Source organism: Rhodococcus sp. P4_B6 (assembly GCF_056402215.1).
Map to the genome: position 1 here is coordinate 1 of NZ_JBFUHV010000074.1, position 21,395 is coordinate 21,395.

A 21,395-nucleotide genomic window follows, 5' to 3' on the forward strand; every position below is an offset into this window, starting at 1 on the left:
GGCCACCTGGTCGCGGAGGCCGAGGTTGGAGTCGAAAGATCTTTCGGGGGTGGAGAACTGGGTGAAGTCGAGGTATCCGAGCGATCCGAGGCGGTAGTTGATCGACACGTACACGATGTCGCCGCGGCGGACCAGCGACTGGCCGCCGTAGAGCGCGGTGGCCGACATGCCCAGCGTGTACGCGCCGCCGTGGATGAACACCATCACCGGTCGCGCCCCGGACGTGCCGGGCGTGGCCAGCACGTTGAGCGTCAGGCAGTTCTCGCTGCTCGGCTGATACTTGCCCGGCCGCAGCGCGGTGAACTTCTTGTGCTGCACGGCGGCGTCGCCGAACTCGGTGGCGTCGAGCTCACCGGACCACGGCGTGACCGGCCGCGGTGCGCGCAACCGCAGCGGACCCACCGGGGGAGCGGCGTAGGGAATTCCCCGCCACGCGACCAGGTCGCCGACGCGCCGGCCACGGACCACCCCTGCGGTCGTCCTCACCAGCGTGTCGGTCGTGAGAGTGTCAGACGCCATGTCGGCGACTATACGGAGACCGCCTGGGGAGACGCTGTCATCGCCCGCGGTGCTCCGTTCGGGTCAGCGCCGAGCCTCCAGCAGCCGCAGCCACACCTCGCTCACGGTCGGGTACGACGGGACCGCGTGCCACAGCGTGTCGAGCGGCACCTTCCCGACCAGCGCGATGGTGGCGGCGTGGACGAGCTCGGCGACGTCGGTGCCCGCGAACGTCGCTCCGACCAGGGTGTCGGTGGCCCGATCGACCACGAGTTTCGCGTGACCGCTGAAATCGTCGCGGGACAGAGACGAGCCGGCGACGGCGATGTCGACCTCCACGGTCTCGACGTCCACGCCGGCGTCGCGTGCCTCCTGCTCGGTGATCCCGACGGCCGAGACCTCCGGATCGGCGAACACCACCTGGGGGATCTGCCCGTGGTCGGCGGTGGCCCGGAATCGGGACCCGTCCAGCGGCCTGCCCTCGGCGCGGGCGGCGATCACGTCTCCGCACACGCGACCCTGGTACTTGCCCATGTGGGTGAGCAGCGCGCGGCCGTTGGCGTCGCCGACCGCGTACAACCACTCGTCGGCCGTCGTCAGATGGTCGTCGGTGGTGAGGTATCCGCGGGAGTTCAGCAGTCGCGCGTCGAGGCCGAGCGACGACGTTGCCGGTGTGCGCCCGGTCGCGACGACGATCTCGTCGACGACGAGCGGGTCCTGGCCCGCGACATCCAGGGTCACCGGGCCCCCGTGGATGCGGCCGATCCCGGTGTCCCGGGCGTCGGCCCGTTCGACGCCGCGAAGGTCCGCCCCGAACAGGATCCGCGCACCCTTCTTCTCCAGCGTGCGGGCCACCCGCTCACCGGCGAACGGTTCGTTCTTCGGGAGCAGCGCCCGGCCGCGGACCACCATCGTCAGTTCTTCGACACCCAGGTCCAGCAGCCACGTCGCGCTCTCACAGGCCACGACGCCGCCGCCGACGACGGCGACCCGGCGGGGAACCTCCCTCAGGTTGGTGGCGTCCCGCGAGATCCACGGCAACGCCGCCCGCAGGCCGGGGGTGTCCGGGACCGTGGCGGTCGTCCCGGTGGCGACCACGACGGCGTGCCGGGCGCGCAGCTCGCGGGAATCGCCGACCGTCACCGTGCGGTCCCCGGTGATGCGTGCCGATCCCCGGATGACGTCGATCCCCGCCGCGTCGGCCCACATCACCTGCGACGAGTCGTCGTGGTTGTTGGTGAACGAGTCGCGGCGCGCCAGCACGGCGTCCACGTCTAGCGGACCGGCGGACACCCCGGGCATGTTGCGGGCCGCGCCGAGGACCTCACCCGGGCGCAGCAGCGCCTTGCTGGGCATGCAGGCCCAGTAGGAGCATTCCCCGCCGACGAGTTCGTGCTCGATCAGCGCCGCGGTGCGGTCGCTGCCGGCGATGGCGTAACTCGCCGCGTTCTCACCGGCGGGACCGCCGCCGATCACGATGACATCGAACTCTTCCGCGCCGCTACCGGAGTCAGTCATACCTGTAACCGTAAGCCGGTCGGTGCGCGATGTCAGACGTTCCGGCGGGCCTCCCGCGTTGTTACCGCCGAGTAGATACTGTGTCGGGATGACACGGCAGAAGATTCTGATCACGGGGGCGAGCTCCGGGCTCGGCGAGGAGATGGCCCGCCGGTTCGCGGCCCAGGGACGAGACCTCGCGCTGTGCGCACGACGCGTCGAACGACTCGAGGCCCTCCGGGACGAATTGCAGGCATCGCATCCCGGGATCGCCGTCGCCGTCCGCGCACTCGACGTCACCGACCACGACGCCGTGATCCGGGTGTTCGGCGAACTGCGCGACGAACTCGGCGGACTCGACCGCGTCGTCGTCAACGCCGGACTCGGCAAGGGAGCCAGGATCGGAACGGGCCGGGCCGACGCCAATCTCGCCACCGCCCGCACCAACTTCGTCGGCGCCCTGTCGCAGTGCGAGGCGGCGCTCGGCATCTTCCGCAAGCAGAACTCAGGACATCTGGTGCTCGTGTCCTCGATCAGCGCCGACCGCGGCCTGCCCGGCCCGAAGGCGGCGTACTCGGCGAGCAAGGCGGGGGTCTCGGCACTCGGCGAGGCGCTGACCGCGGAACTGGCGAAGAGCCCGATCGCGGTGACCACCCTGCTCCCCGGATACATCGCCACCGACATGTCGAGCAAGGCCGGCGACAGTTCCGCGCTGACGGCAACCCTCGACGACGGCGTCGACGCGATGGTGTCGGCCATCGAGAAGGAAACGAACCGCGCTGCGCTGCCGGGCATCAAGTGGCGGGGAATCGACGTCGCGTTGCGGTTCCTTCCTCATGCGTGGACATCCCGGTTCGTGTAGGACTGACCTATGACGACCGCCCAGGAATCCTCGTCCCTCGGCTTGCAGCGTTCGCGACCGCGGGTCGTCATCATCGGGGGAGGGTTCGGCGGCATCTACGCGGCCCGCCGGCTGCGCGACGTCGACGTGGACGTCACCCTGCTCGACCGCGGAACCAGCCACGTCTTCCAGCCGCTGCTGTACCAGTGCGCGACGGGCCTGCTGTCCGAGGGGGAGATCAGCAGCCCGCTGCGCCACCTGCTGCGCGGGGTCCGCAACGTGCACGTCGCCCTCGGCGAGGCGCAGGGAATCGACGCGGTCCGCCGGGTCCTGACCGCCAGCCGCTTCGACGGCTCCACGTTCGAACTTCCCTACGACTACCTGATCGTCGCGGCCGGCATGCGGCAGGCGTACCACGGGCACGACGAGTACATCCAGTGGGCGCCGGGGATGAAGACCCTCGACGACGCCCTCGCCATTCGCCGAAAACTGATCTGCGCCTTCGAGATGGCCGAATCGCTGCCCACCGCGGAGGAACGCAGGCCGTGGCTGACGTTCGCCGTCGCGGGCGGTGGACCCACCGGAGTCGAACTCGCGGGCCAGATCCGGGAACTCGCCGTGCACGCCCTGGCCAACGAATTCCAGTCCATCGACCCCTGCGAGGCCCGGGTGCTGCTGTTCCACGGCGGCGACCGCGTTCTCCCGTCGTTCAACCGCAAACTGTCCGCGGCGGCGCAGCGGACGCTCGACAAGGTCGGCGTCGAAACGCACCTCGGTGTGCACGTCACCGACGTCTGCGAGACCAGCATCGAGACCACGGCCAAGAACGCCGCCCGCACCAAGAAGCGCTACGGAGCCCGCACCGTCCTGTGGACCGCGGGCGTCGAGGCCGTGCCGTTCGCCGCCGCTCTCGCGAATGCGCTCGGCGTGAAGCAGATTCAGGGCGGGCGCATCGCCGTCGAACCCGACCTCACGGTGCCCCGGCATCCGAACGTCTGGGTGATCGGCGACCTGATGTCGCTGAACGACCTCCCCGGGGTGGCCGAGGTGGCGATGCAGGGCGGCAGGCACGTCGGAGGGTGCATCGCCCGCACGATCGAAGGCGGAACACAAGACCGCAAACCCTTCAAATACCGCGACCTCGGCAGCGCCGCCTACATCGCCCGCAGGCATGCACTGCTCCAGGCAGGCCCGATCCGGATGTCCGGGTTCCTGGGCTGGGTGTCCTGGGGTGCCATCCACATCGCGTTCCTCGCCGGGTACCGCAACCGGTTCGGCACCCTGCTCAACTGGGCCGTCACGCTGGCGTCGCGGACGCGACGGGAGCGGGCGATCACGTACGGCGATCCGGAGTCGGCGCGGCAGCCGTACACCGATCTCAGGACCGAGTCGTAGCCTTCACCAGGCCCGCGCGGTGAGTTCGTGCCGAGCCAGGACCTCGCCCGCCCGCTGGCGGAGCGCTGCGCGGTCCGGGCTGTCCAGCGACTCGAGCGCGAGGCTGTAGCTGCCGCCGAAGCGGCTGAGGTAGGCGGACAGCCGGGTGCGGCTGGTCACGACACCCGGATGCACGGCGCGGGTGGCGATGCCGGTGGCCCGGTGGCCGTCGATCGTGGCGAGCGCGTCGGGCAGCGGTCCGATGTTGGAACACAGCACGTCCCGCTCGCCGGGATTGCCGGTCAGGGCGTGCGCCACGCGGTCGGGCACCAGTTGCAGCATCTCCTCCGGGAAACCGGCCGGGCTGGTCATCGCCGGCGCGGCGAACGCGGCGCGGCTCGCCGCCCGCACGTCCGCGACGGTGTCCTGCGGGGTCACGTCCACCTCGACCACGGCGACGGAGTTCGCGGTCCCCGTCGGGTCGCCCTGGCCGCGCAAATCCATCGGCACACTGATCGTCAGCGGCCGGGTCTCGCCGTCCCGCCGCGCCAACTCGGCCACCACGGTCAGGAACAGGCTGTTCGGGGTGCCGCCCGCCTGCTCCGCGACGGCGTCCCACCGCTCGGCGTCCACGTCCAGCACCGCCCCCACAGGTGAGTGGCAAAGTGTGCCGGGCGACGCTTTGCCACTCACGTGCAGGAAACGGCGCAGTTCCGCGCGACGGGACCCGCTCACCACCAGACCGGCGACTGCGCGGGCCGTCCCCTCGGTCACCCGGCGGGCGAGCCGGGTGGCGTCCCACATGTCCGCGACAGCGCCTCCCGCACCAACCGCGTCCGACGGCGGCGCGCCCTGCAGGGCGGCCGCGATGGCGGCCGCCAGTCCGCGCGCGTCCGCGATCACGTGGGAACACACCAGTGACAGCACCGTTCCCCCGCCGGCCGGTCGCGCGCAGGCCAGCCGCCAGCCGGGACCACGTTCGGGGTCCACCGGCAACGAGGCCTGCTCGTCCGCCCACGCCAGGACCGCCCCTGGCTCGATCTCCGCGTGTTCGACGGGAAAGGCGTCCGCGCTCGGCTCGAACCGGGGCCGCGCGCCGGGAACCCGCGGGCGCACCACCCGCCTGCCCAGCGGTCCCCGCGCGAGGTCGGCGATCAGGGAATCGAGCGTCGCGGTGTCCACCCGGCCGTCGGTGCGCCACAGTCCCTGCATCACGATCGGCGTTCCCCACCCCCGATGGGTGCGCAGGAACATCTCGTCGACGACGCTCAATCGGGCGCTCACCAGCGAAGTGTACGACCGGTCGCGTCGGTCGCCGGAGGTCGGCCTCTGGACAACCGGCGCATACTGGAAGTGCAGCGCTGTACGGACCGCACACGGAGAACACCATGGTTAGCGTCGAGAAATGGAAGGTGTGGGGTTCCGTCGTGGAGGTCGACGTCACCGAAGGCGCCGCCCTTCCCGAGGCCGCAGCGCTGATCGCGGCCGTCATCGACGAGGCCGAATCGGTCTGCGACATCCACCGCGGCGACGCCGAGATCCACGCCGTCAACCTGTCCCAGGGTGCGCCGGTCAAGGTCAGCAGGCGGATGTCCGCACTGCTGCGTTCAGCGCTGTGGGCTGCCCGGATGACCGACGGGGTGGTGAACCCGCTCGCCACCGAATCCCCCGACGAGGACCTGATCCCCACCGTGCATCCGGAACCCAGTTTCCTCGACGTCCAGATCGACGACGATGTCGTGTTCGCGCCGTGGGGCGCCTCGTTCGACATCACCGACACCGCCAAGGCCGACACGGTGGATCGGGCGGCGGAACTGGTCGCCCGCCAACTCGAGTGCGGGGCCGCCGTCCGCATCGGCGACGTCATCGCGACGGCCGGGCACTGTCCCGCCGGCGGCTGGCAGATCCCGGTGCCCGGCGACGGCGAGGTCGAACTGGTGAACGGGACGGCGATGGCGACGGCAGTCGCGCCGCCGGTCACCGAACCACCCACCACCACCGAATGGGAGACGGTGACGGTGATCGCCGACGACGCACTCTGGGCGTACGCGGCCAGCGTCGCCGCCCTCGCCCGCGGCATCGGCGCGATCCGGTGGATCGAACAGCACGAACTGCGTGCCCGGCTGGTGGACCGCTCCGGCCGGGTCTACACCACCGAGAGCTGGTGAATCAGGCCCGTCCGCGCTGACGGCGGTACCAGCGCACCAGGCTGTCCGTCGACGAATCACTCTGCGCGGCCGGTTCTTCCGCGGCGGTGAGCACCGGCTGCAGCTCGACGGCCTGGGTCTTGCCGAGTTCGACACCCCACTGGTCGAACGAGTCGATGCCCCACACCACACCCTCGACGAACACCTGGTGCTCGTACAGGGCGATCAGCTGGCCGATCACTGACGGCGTGAGCTTCGGCGCGAGGATCGTCGTCGACGGCCGGTTGCCCGGCATGACCTTGTGCGGCACCAGATCTTCGGGGGTGCCCTCGGCCGCGATCTCCTCGGCCGTCTTGCCGAACGCCAAGACCTTCGTCTGGGCGAAGAAGTTGCTCATCAGCAGGTCGTGCATGCTGCCGGTGCCGTCCGCGGTCGGCAGGTCGTCGGTAGGCTCGCCGAAACCGATGAAATCGGACGGCACGAGCCGCGTGCCCTGGTGCAGGAGCTGGTAGAAGGCGTGCTGCCCGTTGGTTCCGGGTTCGCCCCAGAAGATCTCACCGGTGGACGCGGGGACGGGGGAGCCGTCGGCGCGCACCGACTTGCCGTTGGATTCCATCGTCAACTGCTGCAGATAGGCCGGGAACCGCACGAGGTCGTTGGAATACGGCAGCACGGCACGGGATTCGGCGCCGAAGAAGTTCGAGTACCAGAGTCCGATCAAACCGAGCAGGACCGGCGCGTTCTCCTCGAGCGGCGCCGTCCGGAAGTGCTCGTCCACGGCGTGGAATCCGGCGAGGAACTCCGCGAAACGTTCCTTGCCGATCGCCGCCATCACCGACAGTCCGATGGCGGAATCGACCGAGTACCGGCCGCCGACCCAATCCCAGAATCCGAACATGTTGTCCGTGTCGATGCCGAACTCCGCCACCCGGTCTGCGTGTGTCGACACGGCGACGAAATGCTTTGCGACCGCTTCGTTTCCGAGGCCCAGGCCACCGAGCAGCCACCGCCGGGCGGCCGTGGCGTTGGTGAGCGTCTCGAGGGTCGAGAACGTCTTGGACGCCACGATGAACAGGGTGGTGGCCGGGTCGAGGCCGTTCAGGCTGCGCACCAGGTCGGCGGGGTCGACGTTGGAGATGAACCGGACACTGATGCCGACGTCGGCGTAGTGCCGCAGCGCGCGGTACACCATCACCGGACCCAGATCCGATCCGCCGATGCCGATGTTGACGAYGGTCTTGATTCGCTCGCCCGTCGCGCCGCGCCACTCGCCGGAGCGCACCCGATCGGTGAAATCGCCCATGCGATCGAGGACGTCGTGGACGTCGGCCACGACGTCCTGGCCGTCGACGACGAGTGTGGCGTCGGCGGGCAGCCTCAGCGCGGTGTGGAGGACGGCGCGGTCCTCGGACGTGTTGATGTGCTCGCCCGCGAACATCGCGTCACGGCGGGCCYCCAGGTCGACGCTGCGCGCCAACTCGAGGAGCAACCCGATCGTGTCGCGGTCGATGCGGTGCTTGCTGTAGTCGATGTACAGATCGCCGGCCGAGACGGTGAGTTCCTGACCGCGTGCCGGGTCCTTCTCGAAGAACTCTCGAAGATGGACGGTCTGAATCTGAGCGTGATGATCACGCAATTTCTGCCAGGCAGCGGTTCCGGTGATGTCTGAGCTCACGAGATTTGAGCTTAATGCCCGCGCGTCGAAACTTCCGTGCGAACTTCGGTGCGGCGCATGATGGACGTCATGGATGCTGTCGAACTCATGCGAACCGTTCCCACGACCCTCTTCCTCGGCGGCGAGAAGCGCGACGCCGAGAACGGTGCCACGTTCACCGTTTTCGACCCGGCTACCGGCGACGCCCTCACCGAGGTGGCGGACGCCAGCCCGGGCGACGCGATGAAGGCCCTCGACGCCGCGGTGGCGGTGCAGCGGGAGTGGGCGGCCACCCCGGCACGGCAGCGTGGGGAACTCCTGCGCGCGGTGTTCGAGAAGATCACCGCCCGGGCCGACGACTTCGCGCTGCTGATGACGCTCGAGATGGGCAAGGCGCTGCCGGAGAGCGCGGCCGAGGTCAAGTACGGCGCCGAGTTCTTCCGGTGGTTCAGCGAGGAAGCCGTGCGTATCGCCGGTCGCTACACCCCGGCGCCCGCGGGGAACGGGCGCATTCTGGTGACCAAGCAGCCCGTCGGGCCCTGTCTGGCGATCACGCCGTGGAACTTCCCGCTCGCGATGGGCACCCGCAAGATCGGACCCGCCCTGGCCGCCGGCTGCACGATGATCGTCAAACCCGCCTCCGAGACGCCGCTGACGATGCTGCTGCTCGCCGAGATCATGGCCGACGCGGGGCTGCCGAAGGGCGTGCTGTCCGTGCTGCCGACGTCGAAGTCGGGCGAGGTGACCGGTCCGCTGATCGACGACCCGCGACTGCGGAAGCTCACGTTCACGGGCTCGACCGGGGTCGGACGGATGCTCGTCGAGAAGTCCGCGAAGGGGCTGCTGCGCACCTCGATGGAACTCGGCGGGAACGCGCCCTTCGTGGTCTTCGACGACGCGGACGTCGACAAGGCGGTGGCGGGCGCCCTCCTCGCCAAGATGCGCAACGGCGGCGAGGCCTGCACCGCGGCCAATCGCTTCCACGTCGCGAACAGTGTGCGGGAGGAATTCACCGCGAAACTCGTCGACAAGCTGTCCTCGTACAAGCTCGGCCCCGGCACCGATCCCGACACGACACTCGGCCCGCTGATCAACGCGGACCAGCTCGAGAAGGTCGGGGAACTGGTGCAGGACGCTGTCGGCGCGGGCGCCCGGGTGCGGCTCGGCGGCGTCGCCCCGGAAGGCTCTGGCTACTTCTACCCGGCGACGGTGCTGGACGAGATTCCCGCCCAGGCTCGGATCCTGAAGGAGGAGGTGTTCGGACCGGTGGCCGCGATCGCCGGGTTCGACACCGAGGAGGAGGGGATCGCCGCGGCCAACGACACGGAGTTCGGCCTGGCCGCGTACATCTTCACCCGCGATCTGGATCGTGCGCTCCGGGTGGCCGACGCCATCGAATCGGGCATGGTCGGCGTCAACCGCGGGGTCATCTCGGACACCGCTGCCCCCTTCGGCGGCGTCAAAGCGTCAGGCTTCGGGCGCGAAGGGGGCAGTGAAGGCATCGAAGAGTACCTGGAGACCAAGTACGTGGCACTCGAACCGTGACGACCGCCGTCGGGGGCCGCTTCGGGAAACTCAGTGACCGAGGCGGCCGCGCCCGAGGCGCAGCAGCAGCATGGCAAGCGTGTGGCCTTCCTGGCCCAGCTCGTTGAACCGCTCGAGCACCTTCATCTCACGGCTGTGGACGAGGCGGGGACCGCCGGACGCCATCCGGGTGCGCCCGATGAGCTGCGAGACCTCGGCGCGGCGCTTGATCGCGGCGAGAATCTCGGCGTCGAGCTTGTCGATCTCCTGGCGGAGAACCTCGATCTCGGCCTCGCTGGTGGGAACAGCGGTTTCCTTTGCGGCTGAAGCGACGGTCTGAGTGCTCATTGGTTCGTCTCCCTCTTGTCAGAACTTGGATCGTTGTTGTGGCTCGAGTCGTTACCGATCCAGGCTCATTTGACGAAAAAAGCCCCGGATCCGGTGCGGACCTCGGGGCTCGTGAGCTGTTCAGTTCACGGGCACCGGAGGCCGGTACCCGTAAAAAAATCGCCACAGGGGGCGCGACGGCGGACTGAACATGTGTACCAGTTTGCCATGGCGGCACCGCGCAGGCCAAGCCGCTGTGACGCTGTCGGTACACGCCGGTAAGTTTGATAGTTGATGAACACTATCTCCGGCACCGCTTCTCCCCTGAGCGCCACGTCGACTCCGCACGCCGCGGCACCGGCGCGCGCAGGGTCGGACGCGCTCCTCCAGGGCCTCAACCCACCGCAACGGGAAGCGGTCGTGCACGCCGGTTCTCCGCTGTTGATCGTCGCGGGTGCAGGCTCGGGCAAGACGGCTGTGCTCACCCGCCGCATCGCATATCTGCTGGCCGAGCGTGGCGTGATGCCCGGTCAGATCCTGGCCATCACGTTCACCAACAAGGCCGCCGCGGAGATGCGGGAGCGCGTCGCCCACCTCGTCGGCCCCAGGGCCAACAGCATGTGGGTGTCCACGTTCCACTCCAGCTGCGTGCGGATCCTGCGCGCCCAGGCGGCGCTGCTCCCCGGCCTCAACTCGAACTTCTCCATCTACGACGCGGACGATTCGCGGCGACTGCTGACGATGATCGCCAAGGATCTGAACATCGACACCAAGCGCTATTCGGCGCGGTTGCTCGCCACCCACATCTCGAATCTCAAGAACGAGTTGATCGACCCGGAGCAGGCGAGTGCCGACGCCGACAAGGAGCCTGCGGAACTGCCGCGGCTGATCGCCAAGGTGTACGGGCACTACCAGCAGCGGTTGCGTTCGGCGAACGCGCTGGACTTCGACGACCTGATCGGCGAGACGGTCGCGATGCTGCAGGCGTTCCCCCAGGTGGCCGAGTACTACCGACGACGGTTCCGGCACGTGCTGGTCGACGAGTACCAGGACACGAACCACGCCCAGTACATGCTGGTGCGTGAACTGGTCGGCGGCACCGCGGACGGCGAGGACGCGGACCACCGGGTCACCCCGGCCGAACTGTGTGTGGTGGGCGACGCGGATCAGTCGATCTACGCTTTCCGCGGCGCCACGATCCGCAACATCGAGGAGTTCGAACGCGACTACCCGGACGCCCGCACCATCCTGCTGGAGCAGAACTACCGCTCCACCCAGAACATCCTGTCGGCGGCCAACTCGGTGATCTCGAAGAACACCGGTCGGCGCGAGAAGCGGCTGTGGACCGATTCGGGCGAGGGCGAACTCATCACCGGGTACGTCGCGGACAACGAGCACGACGAGGCGTCGTTCGTGGCGTCCGAGATCGACAAGCTCGTCGATTCGGGCGATGCGAAGTTCGGTGACGTCGCGGTGTTCTACCGCACCAACAACTCGTCCCGCGCCCTCGAAGAGATCTTCATCCGGCTCGGTGTTCCGTACAAGGTCGTCGGCGGGGTGCGGTTCTACGAGCGCAASGAGGTGCGCGACATCGTCGCGTATCTCCGGGTCCTCGCCAACGAGGACGACACCGTCAGCCTGCGCCGGATCCTCAACACCCCGCGCCGCGGCATCGGTGACCGCGCGGAGGCGTGTGTGGCCGTCCACTCCGAACAGCGGGGCATCAGTTTCGCCGAGGCGCTGCGGGACGGTGGGGAGGGCCGGGTGCGGCTGCTCAACACCCGTTCCCAGAAGGCCATCGCGTCGTTCCTCGAGCTGATGGACGGACTGCGGGTGCTGATGCCACCCGAGACCACGGCCGACGACATCGTCCCCGACCAGCTCGGCGACATCGGCGACGTCGTCGAGGCTGTCCTGGAGCGGACGGGCTACCGCGCCGAACTCGCGGCGAGCAGCGACCCCCAGGACGGGGCGCGCCTCGACAACCTCAACGAACTCGTCAGCGTGGCGCGGGAGTTCAGCTCCGACGCGCGGAACGCCGCCGGACTGGTGGAACCGACGGAGGACGGCGACGTCGACGCCAGGGACGGTGAACCCGACCCGGGTTCCCTCGCCGCCTTCCTCGAACGGGTGTCCCTGGTCGCGGACTCCGATCAGCTGCCCGACAACGACGAGGGCGTCGTCACGCTGATGACTTTGCACACCGCGAAGGGGCTCGAATTCCCCGTCGTCTTCGTCACCGGGTGGGAAGACGGCCAGTTCCCGCACATGCGGGCGCTCGGCGACCCCACGGAACTGTCGGAGGAGCGGCGGCTCGCGTACGTGGGCATCACCCGTGCCCGGCAGCGGCTGTACCTGACGCGTGCCGTCATGCGGTCGGCGTGGGGTCAGCCCATCCAGAACCCGGAGTCACGGTTCCTGCAGGAGATCCCGTCGGATCTCGTGCACTGGCGCCGCGAAGACCCGGGCCCCCGTATGGGTTCCGGTGGTGCGATCGGTGGTGGCCGCGCGCGTGGATCGGGATACGGGCAGGGGTTCGGCGGCGGTTCCGGTTACGGCGGCGGGTCCGCGAGCACCCCCAGCTTCGGCGCCGCACGCTCCCGCAACAACAACCTGGTCCTCGCGGTCGGCGACCGGGTCAGTCACGACAAGTACGGCCTCGGCACGGTCCTCGAGACCAAGGGGGCCGGGCCGACCGCGACGGTCACCATCGATTTCGGCAGCGCGGGCAAGGTGCGGCTGATGCTGATCGGTGGCGTCCCGATGGTCAAGCTGTAGAGCCGACGAAACACGACTGCGGCGCATGCAATGCATGCGCCGCAGTCGTCATGTGTTCGGGTGGTGCGGAGAGGGTCAGTCCATCTCGGGGCCGAGGCTGATGCCGCGGGAGGCCAGCCAGGGCAGGGGATCGATCTTGTTCTCGCCCGCGAGGTGCACCTCGAAGTGCAGGTGCGGGCCGGTGGAGAAGCCACGGTTGCCGACGGTCGCGATCTGGTCGCCCGCCATGACTTTCTGGCCGACGGTGACGGTGGAGGTGTTGATGTGGCCGTACACGGTGATGGTGCCGTCGGCGTGCTTGAGGCGGACCCACATGCCGAACCCGGAAGCCGGACCCGAGTCGATGACCTCGCCGTCGGCGACGGCCACGATGGGGGTGCCGATGGGGGCGGCGATGTCGACGCCCGCGTGCAGGGTGCCCCAGCGGCTTCCGAAGTTGGAGGTGAAGGTTCCCACGGCGGGGAGGACGAACAGGGGGCGTCGGGCAGCGGCTTCGCGGGCGGCGCGCTCTTCGCTGAAACGCTGTCCCTTGGCGAGCAGGTTGCTGAACTGCGACAGGTCGGTCGGGTTCGCGATGTTGAGGACCTGCGGGGCGTTCGAATCGGCGGCGGCGGTGTCGGAGACCGTGGAGTACTGCGCGGCCTGCGGTTCCGCGGTGGTTCCGATGGAGCTCGACTCGTCACTGGCGAGGGCGACCTCGGAGTGATCGGAGGAGCTGGACGATCCGCTGGTGACTGCGGCCTGGCCTGCGGCTACTACGGCGCCTGCTGCGACTGCGAGGACTGCGGCGCGGCCTTTGAGAGCTGAGGGGGGAGTCGGGATGCGGTGGGCTCCGCGGCGGGAGTGGGGGGGTGCGCCCTCGAAGGACTCGGAACCGCTGCGGGGGATGAAGCCGGGGATCTCGGACTCGGTGTCGACGGTCTCGACGCCGTTGCCGGTGTCGACGCTGTCGTAGGTGGAGCGTGTGGACTGCGAATTGCGGAAGAACATGCTGGAAATCTCAGAACTATCGGTCTCGGGATGATGCTCGACCGACTGTGGGGGATACGTGGGCGCGACTTCGTCCTTGTGACCCCGCAACTCGTCATCGTGGTGACTCACAAAACGGCTGGCCGTGAACTGGCTGCGATGGTGCATACGCCCGTCCGTCCTCCTGCTCGTGACCTGCCTGTGACTTAGACCTTGGCGACGGTAACGAAACGGTTGCGATGCGCGCAACCTGTAACGCGGAGGAACGGCTACATGTGACGGGCATCACAAACTGAGCTGGGGAAACGTCGAACCCGCTTTTCGTCTCGGTTCAATCTCGCCCGTGCGCACGCGTGTCACAACCCGGGGGAGGCGGTGGGTAAGCGCTAGCGTCGGCCTGTGGCGTCATCAACTCGATCCCCGGACGGGCGCAGGGCCGAGCCCGAACGCATTCCTTCGTCCGGCGGCACCGGCTTGACCGCCGTCGACGAGCCCGATCCCGTCCGCGCGCGCCGGGGCACCCTGCTCGCGGTCGTGCTGGGCCTCGTCGGAGGACTCGGGGTGGCGTCGGCGCCCGTCCTGCAGGCTGTCCGCACGGTCGACGGGGCGGCAGCGCCGTCCGCGGTCGGCGCTGCCGCGGTGTGGGCCGCCGTCTTCGCCGTCGCGGCACCGGCATTGGCCCTTCCCGCGGTTCTCGCCCGGCGCACCGCGGTGGCGGGGGCATTGCTGGCCGGCGCAGGCGCGGTGTCCGTCGGCGCCGGCGTCCTCGACACACAGCTGTGGTCGGACGCCATCGACGCCAATCGGCTCGAATTGTTCCGGCCCGAGACGGCGGCCGAGCTGGCCGCCGGGTCCGGCGCCTACGCCGCCCTCGCCGGGCACGCGTTGATCGCCTTCGCGGGCCTGCTCGGCATGGTCGCGGTCCACCGGGCTTCGTTGATGGACGGATACGGCGACGCCCGCAGCGCCGAACAGGTCGGGCGGGCGACGGGCGCCCGCATCGGGTTCCTGCCGTCCGCCGTCGCGGTGGCCGCCGCCGTCGTCCTGGTCGGCGCGCTGTTCGCTCCCGCCTTCGTGTCCGAGGATCCCGTCATCCTCGTCCCGACCGTCGTCGAGTCGGACCTCGCCGCGTCCGCGGGCGCCGGGATCCTGGCGGCGGCCGTCCTGATCGTCGTCGCCTCGGCGCTGGCATCGATTTCGCCCCCCGTGGCGTCCGGCGCCCTCGTCGGGGCAGGCCTGGCCGCGCTCGGCGTGGTCGGGACGCGCCTGGTCGCGGGGCTCGCCGCGGGCGAACGGATCCAGCCCGGTCCCGGCGCGGTGTGGGGGACCGTCGGCGCCGGCGTCCTGGTGCTCGTCGGCGCCTGCATCCCGATGGTCGACCGGGCCCGCGACGGCAGGATCCTGAAGACACTGGCCGCCTCGCCGTCCGCGGCGGCGCAGGGCGGCCCGGCGAAGCCGGGGGCGGTCACCCCGTCCGCGAAGGGCGTCGCCAAGGCGGCGCTGCGAGCCGAGGCGGCCGCGGCCCGCGCACGGATCGCGCGATGGCACGTCGCTGCCGGGGCCACCGGAATCATCACAGCCCTGCTGGCCGCCGCCGGGGCGCTGCTCCCCGTCCTCGACATCCCCGGCGACACGGCACGCCCCGACGTCTACGCCACCCGGGTCGTGCTCGTCGCGGCCCTGGTCCTCGTCGTCAGTTGCGTCTGGCTGCTGCTGTCGGAGTTCGCGTCCGCCGTCCGGCCCGCGGTCGGGGTGCTGTGGGTGACGATCCCGTACTCCGTCGCCGCCGTGTCGCAGTCCGTGGTGCTCGCCACCGACGTGCCGGGGATCGGCGCCGGAATCGGTGCCGTGCTGCTGTGGTGTGCGGCCGTCACCGCGGGTGTCACCGGGGTGCTGACGTGGTTCGCGGGCTCGGCGGAACGCGAGGAGATCGACACGTCCGACGAGCCGTCCACCTCGACCCCGGTCCTCGCGGTCGGCGGCCTCGGTGCCGTCGCCGCGTTCGTCGGACTGGGACTGCCGCTCTTCCACGGGACCGACGCACGCGGCGACGAGTACGCGCCCGCGTCGTTCGCGGAGATCCCGTGGAACCTCGACGTGTGGGGACGGGTGCTGCTCGGCGTCGCGGTCGCCCTCGCAGTGATAGTTGCCTCACGTGCCCGGCCCGACAGGGCGGTCGCGTTGTTGCTCGGTTCGGCCGTTGCCGTGGGGGTATACCTCGTGTCGTGGCCGCTGACCGTCGCCCGGGTCACCGACCCCGAAATGGGGGCCGGTGTCGTCCCGGCAACGGTGGGCATAGTGTTGATTGCGGCTGCCGCGGCCCTCACTGCACGCCGCAGAAATCGGTGAGGTCCGCCCCGTTTGCAGCGGTGAGGCCCGCCTCAGTACGTGATATCGCGTGATGTGGACCACATAGCAGACACGCGGGCGCAGACCGGGCCCGGCAACTGGTTAAAGTCCAAAACAGACCCGCTCCTACCCCTCGAGCGGGTGTCAACGCAGACGAGACGGTGAGCAGATGGATCTCTTCGAATACCAGGCGAAGGAACTCTTCGCCAAGCACGAGGTGCCGACTTCGGCTGGGCGTGTTACCGACACGGTGGCCGGCGCACGCGAGATTGCCGAAGAAATCGGCAAGCCCGTGATGGTCAAGGCGCAGGTCAAGGTCGGCGGCCGCGGCAAGGCGGGTGGCGTCAAGTACTCCGCCGACGTCGATGCAGCGCAGGCCAACGCCGAGGCGATCCTGGGCCTCGACATCAAGGGTCATGTCGTCAAGAAGCTGCTGGTCGCAGAGGCGAGTGACATCGCCGAGGAGTACTACATCTCCTTCCTGCTCGACCGCACCAACCGCACCTACCTGGCCATGTGCTCGGTCGAGGGTGGCGTCGAGATCGAGGTCACCGCCGAGGAGAACCCCGACGCACTCGCGAAGATCCCCGTGGACGCCGTCAAGGGCGTCGACCTCGCGTTCGCGCGCAGCATCGCCGAGGCAGGAAAGCTGCCCGCCGAGGTGCTCGACGCAGCGGCCGTGACGATCCAGAAGCTGTGGGAGGTCTTCATCAACGAAGACGCTCTCCTCGTCGAGGTCAACCCGCTCGTCCGCACGCCCGGTGACGAGATCCTCGCTCTCGACGGCAAGGTCACGCTGGACGAGAACGCCGCGTTCCGTCAGCCCGGCCACGAGGCGTTCGAGGACCGGGACGCCACCGACCCGCTCGAGCTCAAGGCCAAGGAAAACGACCTCAACTACGTCAAGCTCGACGGTGAGGTCGGCATCATCGGTAACGGCGCCGGCCTGGTCATGTCGACCCTGGACGTCGTCGCCTACGCAGGTGAGAAGCACGGTGGCGTGAAGCCCGCCAACTTCCTCGACATCGGTGGCGGCGCCTCCGCAGAGGTCATGGCGAACGGCCTGGATGTCATCCTGAACGACGCGCAGGTCAAGAGCGTGTTCGTGAACGTTTTCGGTGGCATCACCGCGTGTGACGCGGTCGCCAACGGCATCGTCGGCGCCCTGAAGACGCTGGGTGACGAGGCCAACAAGCCGCTGGTCGTCCGCCTGGACGGCAACAACGTCGAAGAGGGTCGTCGCATCCTCGCCGAGGCCGCCCACCCGCTGGTCACGGTCGTCGGAACCATGGACGAGGCTGCCGACAAGGCCGCCGAGCTGGCCTTCGCCGCAAAGTAAAGGGACTTAAATCACATGGCTATCTTCCTGACCAAGGACTCCAAGGTCATCGTCCAGGGCATCACCGGCGGCGAGGGCACGAAGCACACCGCGCTGATGCTCAAGGCCGGCACCCAGGTCGTCGGCGGTGTCAACGCCCGCAAGGCCGGCACCACCGTGACCCACGACGGCGGCGTCGAGCTGCCCGTCTTCGGCACCGTCGCCGAGGCCATCGAGAAGACCGGCGCGGACGTCTCCATCGCGTTCGTTCCCCCGGCCTTCGCCAAGGACGCCATCGTCGAGGCCATCGACGCGGAGATCCCGCTGCTCGTGGTCATCACCGAGGGCATCCCCGTGCAGGACTCGGCGTACGCCTGGGCGTACAACGTCTCCAAGGGCAACAAGACCCGCATCATCGGCCCCAACTGCCCCGGCATCATCACCCCCGGCGAGTCGCTGGTCGGCATCACCCCGGCCAACATCGCAGGCACCGGCCCGATCGGCCTCGTGTCCAAGTCGGGCACGCTGACCTACCAGATGATGTTCGAACTGCGTGACTTCGGCTTCTCCACCGCCATCGGCATCGGCGGCGACCCGGTCATCGGCACCACCCACATCGACGCCATCGAGGCGTTCGAGAAGGACCCCGAGACCAAGGTCATCGTGATGATCGGTGAGATCGGTGGCGACGCCGAGGAGCGTGCCGCCGACTACATCAAGGCGAACGTCACCAAGCCGGTCGTCGGCTACGTCGCGGGCTTCACCGCCCCCGAGGGCAAGACCATGGGCCACGCAGGCGCCATCGTCTCCGGTTCCTCGGGCACCGCGCAGGCCAAGAAGGACGCCCTCGAGGCTGCCGGCGTGAAGGTCGGCAAGACGCCGTCCGAGACCGCTGCACTCGCTCGCGAGATCCTGCAGAGCCTGACCGTCCAGGCCTAGGCCCTCCGGGCCCGTGCGCCTTTCTGGTTGCTCCGGCTACCAGAAAGGCGCACGGGTCGTTCAGGCGTCGACCCACATTTCCCCGGCCGGATCGAGTGTCCCCGTCCCCGACGTGACGGCAGCGACCAGATCGGCCAGCTCCGCAGAGTCCCTCGCCGCGAGGGTGAGGACCGCGGACTCCGCGTACGCCGTGTCCACCACGACGACGCCCCGCCCCCGCAACTCCGACTCGACCCGACCCGCCTCGGCGTAACCGACGGCGAGGGTGTGCAGGTGGCGACGTTCCCTCCGCACGAGCGGTGCGGCATCGACCGCGGCGGCCACCGCGCCAGAGTAGGCGCGCACCAGTCCGCCCGCCCCCAGTTTGATTCCACCGAAGTACCGGGTCACGACCACCGCGACGTCGACGAGGTCGCGGGCCTTGAGCACCTGCAGCATCGGAATGCCCGCGGTGCCACCGGGTTCGCCGTCGTCGTTCGCGCGCTCGACCCGGTCGCTGGGCCCGTTGCCGACGATGAACGCCGAACAGTGATGTCGCGCATCGGGATACGCGCTGCGACGATCCTGGACGAAAGCCTGCGCCGCCTCGGCGTCCTCGACGCGCCGCAGGGCCGCGATGAAGCGTGAATGCTTCACCTCCGTCTCGAGAGTGAGATCGGCGGCGCGGAGAGCGAGGGTGTACGGCACCGGACCATTGTCTCCTGCGCTGCTGTCGGCCCCGCACACGCGACCGACGGATATATCGTAGCTATCAGTTGTTGCCGCTATATCTGATACAGTCCAGCAGTTTATGACACTGTCTTTCACCGCGAATTGGTGAAGCTGCGGAAATTTGTGGATGGTCGGCCGTCGGGGTGCGCAAGGGCGCCCGGCGCACACGGTCTCATTACGTGTGGCACTGATGTCTGTCCGGGATAGCGGGGCGTCGAGGATTCGGATCGGCGTCTGCGGACCTGCCTCAAGGCGATTTGTGGTCGTTCACGGCGGCGCAGATGGTGTGGCGAGATCGATTGGCTCGGTTTGCCGCTGGCGCGGACTCGGCCGTACGTGTCGGAGGCCGGCGTTACAGTCAAGGCCCCGCGAGAGATGGGGTGAACAACGCTGGTGGAGGGGGTTGATGGATGACGTCAGGGCGTTGCCGACACCGTTGTCCGGCCGGTTCACTGCGCTGCGGGTGACACAGAATCGCCACCGGCTCCGGGGCGATCGCGCCGCACGGCGAGGAAAGGTGTTATCGATGAGCTTTCCAGGTGATGGCGGCGCGTTCCGGAACCCGGACGATCCGTGGTCCGTTCGGCTGCGTTTCGTTCCTGGCGGGCTGGCGTGATCGGGCCGGGAACGACTGCGCCACGGCAGTTCACGTTCACCACGCGCGCCTACATGGCGGTCGATGACGCGACCGGTGAGCCGATCGGTCTCGACGACGTGAACACCCGAGCGAGGTGGTTGCTCGACCTGGTCACGGCGGCCGGCGCCGAGTTGATGTCGCGGCTGTGGCAGCCGGTCACGTTCGACGTCCTCGCCGCCGGCCGTGACCGGCAGGATCGCAGGCTGCCCGTGCAGGGTCATGTCGCCGCGGCCCGCCTCGGCTGGAATCCGCACTACCGGGACGGGGTCTACGTGCCCTCACGGGTGAGCAGGGTGGTGACCGCGCAGGTGATGGCGACCCTGCGGACCCTCGCCTACCGGGACACCGCGATCACGGCACTGTCTGAGCGGTTCGACCCGGCCACCGGCCGGATAGCCCCACCCTCCGCCGTCGCGGACTGGGTGCCGTTGGGTTTCGCCCGGGGCGTGCGGCGCCAGCTCGTCGCACGCTCTCGCCGCATCGACGGGGCGCCGTCGGCGCGGTTGCGGATCACCGACGTCCAGGGGCCACCGCAGACGAGCGCGATGGCCCGGTTGTCTGCTGCGGATCGGCAGCTCGCGCAGCTTGCTGTCACCGGTGACGAGCTGGTGTTGACGGTGAAGCTGCCGACTTGCCCGGCCCCGGCGGGGCGGGCGCAGTGGCGCAGTGTTCGGGTGACCGCCACCATCCCCGGGCACCTGAACGGCCGGGCGGTCACCGGCTGGCATCTACCGACCCTGGCCCTCGACCGGAAAGGTTTGTTGTGGCGGTGCGCCGCGACCGAACTCGTCCCCGCCTGTGACCTGGGATCGGCCACCGTCGCGGTCGGGGTGGATTGGTCTCCGTCCACGCTGGGTGCCGCCGCGATCGCCACGCAGACCCCGGACGGTGTGGTTTCGGACTACCGGGGCTTCACCTACGATGACCGCGGCCTCGGGACGAAACTGGCGCGCCTGCAGGCGGAGGGTCAGTTGCTGCAACGCAAGTCGGCCCGGTTGACGCGGCTGGCCGCCACCGCCCCTTCCGAGGTCCGTGTCCGGTTGGAGGAGAAGATCGCCGTCCTCAACGAGCATCGGACTGCGGTGGGCGTCAAACGGGGCAAGATCAACCGGGAGCTGGGATTCCACTTCGCCCGCCAGGTCACCGACTACGCCGAGGCAGCGGGCGCGGAGATGATCGCGGTCGAGGACCTGACCACCCTCGAGCCCCGCGGGCACGGCCGGGTCAACAACAACCGGGCCGCGCAGTCGGCCCGCCGTAAAGCGACCGCCGCCCTCGCCCACACCGCCGCCGGTGTCGGCATCGCGGTGGTCACGGTGCCTGCCCGCGGATCCTCGGCACAGTGTCCGGGGTGCGACGAACCACTCGCCCGCCCCGGCGGCTACCACGACGCGTGGTGCCCGGGCTGCCGGGTCGGCGGCAACCGCGACCAGATTGCCGGGGTGAACCTGGCCAAACGCGCGCTGCTCGGTAAAAACAAGGTGACCCGGCGGCGGGGGCAGATGCCCGCGATCCGGGTCGCCGAGCACGCGCCGGTCCGCAGGTCCCGGGACAAGACCAGTCCGACACCGCGTCGGCCGCGGCATCGCCGGGTCCGCCACAGCCTGCCCACCGCAACACCGCGGATGGGGGTGACTCCGAAACAGCATGTTCCTGCACCACAAGCGTCGGTGTGGGACACGGTCAAACCCGCACCACCGCACGGTGATGCGGGTAGCCGTGACACACGTACTTCTCACCTAACAGCCACACTAGTGGCAGATAGTATGAGATCTACGTAGACGCTAGCGTCGGAAGAGCGCACGCAGACCACTTGTCGACTAGGAGAAGTC

16 protein-coding genes are annotated in these 21,395 nt (G+C 69.2%); 9 read left to right on the top strand and 7 right to left on the bottom strand.

The features are described 5' to 3' along the window. The coding region (locus AC1DWT_RS28755; protein ID WP_477923234.1) for a carboxylesterase family protein at nucleotides 1–519 on the bottom strand (519 nt) is incomplete at its 3' end. Nucleotides 520–582: 63 nt separating this feature from the next. Further along, the gene (locus AC1DWT_RS28760) at nucleotides 583–2,016 is read right to left on the bottom strand and encodes a dihydrolipoyl dehydrogenase family protein (protein ID WP_387485265.1); all 1,434 of its coding nucleotides are present in this window, start codon (nucleotides 2,014–2,016) and stop codon (nucleotides 583–585) included. An 88-nt stretch (nucleotides 2,017–2,104) separates the two neighbouring features. Between AC1DWT_RS28760 and AC1DWT_RS28765 the strand changes: the two genes are divergently transcribed. Together AC1DWT_RS28765 and AC1DWT_RS28770 are read left to right on the top strand one after the other, a co-directional pair. Beyond that, nucleotides 2,105–2,857, top strand: coding sequence for an SDR family oxidoreductase (locus AC1DWT_RS28765; protein ID WP_477923235.1), 753 nt, complete (start codon nucleotides 2,105–2,107; stop codon nucleotides 2,855–2,857). 9 nt (nucleotides 2,858–2,866) lie between these two features. Next, nucleotides 2,867–4,231: an NAD(P)/FAD-dependent oxidoreductase gene (locus tag AC1DWT_RS28770; protein WP_072937333.1), complete on the top strand. Its 1,365-nt coding sequence runs from the start codon at nucleotides 2,867–2,869 to the stop codon at nucleotides 4,229–4,231. Between the two features lie 3 nt (nucleotides 4,232–4,234). On the opposite strand, the gene AC1DWT_RS28775 is transcribed toward AC1DWT_RS28770, so the two are convergent. Beyond that, the gene (locus AC1DWT_RS28775; RefSeq protein WP_477923236.1) at nucleotides 4,235–5,494 is read right to left on the bottom strand and encodes a hypothetical protein; all 1,260 of its coding nucleotides are present in this window, start codon (nucleotides 5,492–5,494) and stop codon (nucleotides 4,235–4,237) included. Nucleotides 5,495–5,598: 104 nt separating this feature from the next. On the opposite strand from AC1DWT_RS28775, the gene AC1DWT_RS28780 reads away from it, so the two are divergent. Further along, on the top strand, nucleotides 5,599–6,378 hold the full coding sequence (locus AC1DWT_RS28780; protein WP_072937332.1) for an FAD:protein FMN transferase: 780 nt from the start codon (nucleotides 5,599–5,601) through the stop codon (nucleotides 6,376–6,378). 1 nt (nucleotide 6,379) lies between these two features. On the opposite strand, the gene pgi is transcribed toward AC1DWT_RS28780, so the two are convergent. Then, nucleotides 6,380–8,032: a glucose-6-phosphate isomerase gene (gene pgi / locus AC1DWT_RS28785; protein ID WP_477923237.1), complete on the bottom strand. Its 1,653-nt coding sequence runs from the start codon at nucleotides 8,030–8,032 to the stop codon at nucleotides 6,380–6,382. Between the two features lie 69 nt (nucleotides 8,033–8,101). Here pgi and AC1DWT_RS28790 point away from each other — a divergent pair, with 69 nt between their 5' ends. Beyond that, complete coding sequence (locus tag AC1DWT_RS28790) at nucleotides 8,102–9,556, top strand: NAD-dependent succinate-semialdehyde dehydrogenase (protein WP_179377546.1); 1,455 nt, start codon at nucleotides 8,102–8,104, stop codon at nucleotides 9,554–9,556. Nucleotides 9,557–9,586: 30 nt separating this feature from the next. Here AC1DWT_RS28790 and AC1DWT_RS28795 read toward each other — a convergent pair whose 3' ends face one another. After that, nucleotides 9,587–9,883, bottom strand: a complete 297-nt coding sequence (locus AC1DWT_RS28795; protein WP_005238528.1) for a chorismate mutase — start codon at nucleotides 9,881–9,883, stop codon at nucleotides 9,587–9,589. Between the two features lie 273 nt (nucleotides 9,884–10,156). On the opposite strand from AC1DWT_RS28795, the gene pcrA reads away from it, so the two are divergent. Next, the gene (pcrA, locus tag AC1DWT_RS28800; RefSeq protein ID WP_477923239.1) at nucleotides 10,157–12,640 is read left to right on the top strand and encodes a DNA helicase PcrA; all 2,484 of its coding nucleotides are present in this window, start codon (nucleotides 10,157–10,159) and stop codon (nucleotides 12,638–12,640) included. A 75-nt stretch (nucleotides 12,641–12,715) separates the two neighbouring features. Here the strand turns inward: pcrA and AC1DWT_RS28805 are convergent, their stop codons facing one another. Beyond that, nucleotides 12,716–13,777: a M23 family metallopeptidase gene (locus AC1DWT_RS28805; protein ID WP_072937328.1), complete on the bottom strand. Its 1,062-nt coding sequence runs from the start codon at nucleotides 13,775–13,777 to the stop codon at nucleotides 12,716–12,718. A gap of 231 nt (nucleotides 13,778–14,008) precedes the next feature. Between AC1DWT_RS28805 and AC1DWT_RS28810 the strand changes: the two genes are divergently transcribed. The 3 genes from AC1DWT_RS28810 (at nucleotide 14,009) to sucD (ending at nucleotide 18,215) form a co-directional block, all read left to right on the top strand. Beyond that, a complete protein-coding gene (locus AC1DWT_RS28810; RefSeq protein ID WP_095861253.1) occupies nucleotides 14,009–15,958 on the top strand; it encodes a hypothetical protein in 1,950 nt (649 codons plus the stop codon). 169 nt (nucleotides 15,959–16,127) lie between these two features. Continuing rightward, entirely contained in the window at nucleotides 16,128–17,297 is a 1,170-nt protein-coding gene (gene sucC / locus AC1DWT_RS28815; protein WP_072937326.1) for an ADP-forming succinate--CoA ligase subunit beta, read from the top strand. Nucleotides 17,298–17,312: 15 nt separating this feature from the next. After that, on the top strand, nucleotides 17,313–18,215 hold the full coding sequence (gene sucD, locus AC1DWT_RS28820) for a succinate--CoA ligase subunit alpha (RefSeq protein ID WP_005238543.1): 903 nt from the start codon (nucleotides 17,313–17,315) through the stop codon (nucleotides 18,213–18,215). A 60-nt stretch (nucleotides 18,216–18,275) separates the two neighbouring features. On the opposite strand, the gene AC1DWT_RS28825 is transcribed toward sucD, so the two are convergent. Beyond that, nucleotides 18,276–18,902 (bottom strand): IMPACT family protein, encoded by a 627-nt coding sequence (locus AC1DWT_RS28825; RefSeq protein WP_477923243.1) that lies wholly within the window; start codon nucleotides 18,900–18,902, stop codon nucleotides 18,276–18,278. A gap of 636 nt (nucleotides 18,903–19,538) precedes the next feature. On the opposite strand from AC1DWT_RS28825, the gene AC1DWT_RS28830 reads away from it, so the two are divergent. Then, complete coding sequence (locus AC1DWT_RS28830) at nucleotides 19,539–21,344, top strand: zinc ribbon domain-containing protein (RefSeq protein WP_072937324.1); 1,806 nt, start codon at nucleotides 19,539–19,541, stop codon at nucleotides 21,342–21,344. Nucleotides 21,345–21,395 lie beyond the last annotated feature (51 nt).